Below are 1,886 nucleotides of genomic sequence, written 5' to 3' on the forward strand. Positions count from 1 at the left end.
AATGATTATGAAGCCACACTGATTTGGACTCGACGTTATTTAGAGAAGCATCCTGAGTGTGAGTACAGCGATATTCAAAAAGCCTTTGTTTCTTGTTTCCCAGAACACTTCTTCAGCTTTGACTGTTAATTTATGAGAGGCACGGTAAAAAATCGAAATGGGTAAGTAAATCCCAAATAACAGCCAGTTCATACAACTGGCTTTTTATTGTTACGTATAAATCTAAGACTTTCTTTGAGCATACTAAAATTGATGTTCCACGGCTTCTAAGACATTGATTTTAGGTTCAGGATTGGGGTCGCCATGACGTTACTTTAGGGTGTACTTTAAAGATACAAAAATAAAAACTTATAAAATATGATAAGTCAGTTAAATGATGCATAAAATTTGATTTGAGTCCCTAAGTCTTTCACTTTCTCATTATTGAAATGATACTATAAAAAAGATTTTGTCTTAGTATTCATCAGACACATTTAGAGTAATCAATATTCATATTACTATCACGGAAAAAACAATTAATTGAAATTATCACAAGTGAAAAAAATCGAAAAATAACACCAAATACAGGTCAGTTTTTTTTGTAGTGTATAGTCGAATTACGTGACAACTTCATTCACGACATTTCACGTTTTTACAGTCAAGCGCAAGCGTAGACTGTGAAAACGTAGAAATGACGTAGAATGAAGCGCACTTTAACCCAAATTGAACATTCCGCTTCGCTTCATATTCAATTTGAGTCGTGCGCCCCCCCAAAAAACCAGGGAAGGGGGGACTTTTAAACCATTTTCTTGATCTAAAACCGATTGTGCTTTGCCCAATTTTTTTGATCAGCTAATGTCTTAAAAGTACAAAGCAAAAGCGCAAAAGCATGTCTGATAAAATCATTATTCGTAATCAATATTCTTGTCGAATTTCTGCAATTAAAAAATCCAAAGGTCATAGTCCACTTCGAGCGATTGCGTATATTCAAGGACGAAAAATGCAGAATAGTTTGAGTGGTGACGAACATAATTTTTCTAATAAAAAAGGCGTAATAGATACTGGTTTTTTAATGCCGCTTGGCATTAAAACAGGCATGAACGAAGAACAATTTTATAATCATTTAGAAAACAACTCTCATGCATCAACAAACATTCTTGCCTATTCATCAATCATGTCATTACCTGCGGAATTGGACATAAAGAATCAAAAAAAATTAGTCGAAGATTTTTGCAAATATTTCACAGATACATATCAAACAGCAGTCAGTTTTGCGATTCACGAACCAGACAACAAAAAAAAGAAACAGGCAAAACTAGAGGAAATCGAAAAGCATAATTTACCTTCCACAGATGACGATTTGCGTATGCAAATGCAGAATAATCATGTCCATTTAGTGATTCCTTATTGCAAAATTTCAGCACTCACAGAAAGCGACTTAACAGCAAAGCGTAAGAAAAAAGCGATTGCTGACACGTTCAAGCTCGGCAACCAAGTAAAAGATTTTAATCCAATCAAATTCGGCTCAGAGATCAAAAAAGACAAACCTGATTTGATGAATACACAGCAAAATTTTTTGCAATTCATGCGTCAAGAGTGGTGCAGATTTATTAATAACTCATTAGAGCTAAACAACCGAATCGAACGCTATACGCATAAATCATATAAAGATTTAGGCTTGCAAATTTCGGCCACGGTTCATGAAGGTGAAGTACGAAAAAACATTCTAGCAAATGGTCAAAAAACTGATGTAAATGAATACAACAAACGTCAAAAAGCAAAGCAAAAAACAGAGGCGGATTATCTCAATTTTATCAATGTGCCCTTACCTGCCGAGTTGGCCAATAAAATTTTAAGTGGTCAAAAACTTGCTGAAAAAGAATTATTAAACAGCCTTAAACCGCTTA

Annotated in this window: 1 protein-coding gene; it reads left to right on the forward strand. The window is 34.4% G+C overall.

Annotation, left to right across the window (positions count from 1 at the left end; all coding sequences use genetic code 11):
* Positions 1 to 868 precede the first annotated feature (868 nt).
* A partial coding sequence (locus AOQ71_RS43735) for a MobA/MobL family protein (protein ID WP_083514426.1) occupies positions 869 to 1,886 on the forward strand: 1,018 nt, incomplete at its 3' end.

Origin of the sequence: Bradyrhizobium manausense, from assembly GCF_001440035.1 — a bacterium.
Taxonomy (GTDB): domain Bacteria; phylum Pseudomonadota; class Alphaproteobacteria; order Rhizobiales; family Xanthobacteraceae; genus Bradyrhizobium; species Bradyrhizobium manausense.